The organism is Roseburia faecis, from assembly GCF_001406815.1.
In the GTDB taxonomy this organism is placed as follows: domain Bacteria; phylum Bacillota; class Clostridia; order Lachnospirales; family Lachnospiraceae; genus Roseburia; species Roseburia faecis.
In genome coordinates this window covers 1-1,725 of sequence record NZ_CVRR01000055.1, presented here as the reverse complement: position 1 = coordinate 1,725, position 1,725 = coordinate 1, and the positions used below count along the sequence as shown (strand labels likewise).

Annotated in this window: 1 protein-coding gene; it reads left to right on the top strand. The window is 45.2% G+C overall.

The window, feature by feature from the left end; genetic code table 11:
- Positions 1-157 precede the first annotated feature (157 nt).
- A complete protein-coding gene (locus M72_RS13290) occupies positions 158-1,462 on the top strand; it encodes an IS30 family transposase (RefSeq protein WP_055068567.1) in 1,305 nt (434 codons plus the stop codon).
- Positions 1,463-1,725 lie beyond the last annotated feature (263 nt).

The window sequence follows — 1,725 nt, the reverse complement described above, 5'->3', positions numbered from 1 at the left end:
CCTCAATAGTATTTTGAGATTCCCGCGTGAGGGGGAAAGTCAATTACAAACAGAATAAATTACAGCAGTGAAAGTGACGATACAAATGCAGGAGGAGCAGAAATGTTCTTCCTGTTTTTTCATGCAGCTTCAGCAGCCGGCGGGGAAAGGAGACAGTATGGCAAAGTTTTTAAATTATGAGGGCCGGCTGGACATAGAAAGCGGACTGAAGGAGCACATGACTTTTACAGAACTCGGAGAAAAACTTGGAAGAGACAGGACTACCATTACAAAGGAAATCCGCAACTATTCCATCGAACAGGACACCGGTTATGGAAGTTACCCGCACAATACCTGCAAGTACAGAAAAGCATGCAGGAGGAAAAAAGTATGTGGTACAAATGACTGCAGGCATCCGCTGGTAGCCGTCTGCAAACAGTGTGAACTCATATGCAACCGCTACTGTGAACACTTTGAAGAGGAAGTATGTACCCACCGTTTTAAACCACCATATGTATGCAACGGATGCAGTGAAGTGAAAAAGTGTACGCTGACCAAAACTGTGTACGATGCATTGGAAGCCCAGAGACAGGCAACGGAAAAGATATCGGAATCCCGAAGCGGGATTCTTGCAACAGAAGGAGAACTTGTCAGACTTAATGCAATCCTGGTGCCGCTGGTGAAGCAGGGGCAGTCCATCCATCAGATCTACCTGACACATAAGGATGAGCTGATGTGCAGTGAAAAGACGCTCTATAACTACGTGGATGGGGGTCTGTTTGATATCAGGAACATAGACCTGCCAAGAAAAGTAAAGTACCGCCCAAGATATAAAAAACCAGAACTGAAAGTAGACCGTGGATGCCGTGTGGGAAGGAATTATCATGATTACGAGGTATATATGGAACAGCATCCAGACACAGCAGTGGTGCAGATGGATTCTGTGATCGGCAGCAAGGGAGGGAAAGTCCTGCTGACGATATATTTTGTAAATGTGTCACTGATGCTGGGCTTTTTGAGGGAAGCGAACACCTCAAAGTCAGTGATAGATATTTATGATGAACTGTACCAGCGGCTGGGAGGACAGGACTTCAGGAAGCTGTTTCCGGTCATTCTGACGGATAATGGAAGTGAGTTTTCCAATCCGAAGTGCATAGAGAATGGACCGGATGGAAAAGGATTTCGAAGGACAAGGATCTATTACTGCAATCCGAGTGCACCGTACCAGAAAGCAGAGATTGAAGTGGGACATGAGTTTATACGCAGGATTGTGCCGAAAGGAAGAAGCTTTGATGAACTGACGCAGGCAGACATAGAGCTGATGATGAACCATATCAATTCCTACAGGAGAAAGAAACTGAACGGAAAAAGTCCGTATGAAGCATTCTGCTTCTACTATGGAGAAGACCTGGCGGAGAGGCTAGGATGCCGCGAGGTTGCAGCCAAAGACATCAACCTCACCGCAAGACTTCTCAAAAAGTAACCTGAAGACAGAATAAAGCACAGACCGCCGGCTGAAATAAGAACAGCAGAAGACGTGAATTATGGCTTACAAAATTTGTAAGTCACAACTGACGTCCGGTTTTTGTGCGGAAAAATACCCTGCCATAAAGCGATTATACCACAGAAAGAAAGAAAAAAACGGGAAAGTCGTTACAAAAGTGGAAAGCCGGGTACAAAATTTGAAGGTCGCTTTCAAAATGTGAAACTCGTTTACAAAACGGGAATCTCGGATGACTATTGAGC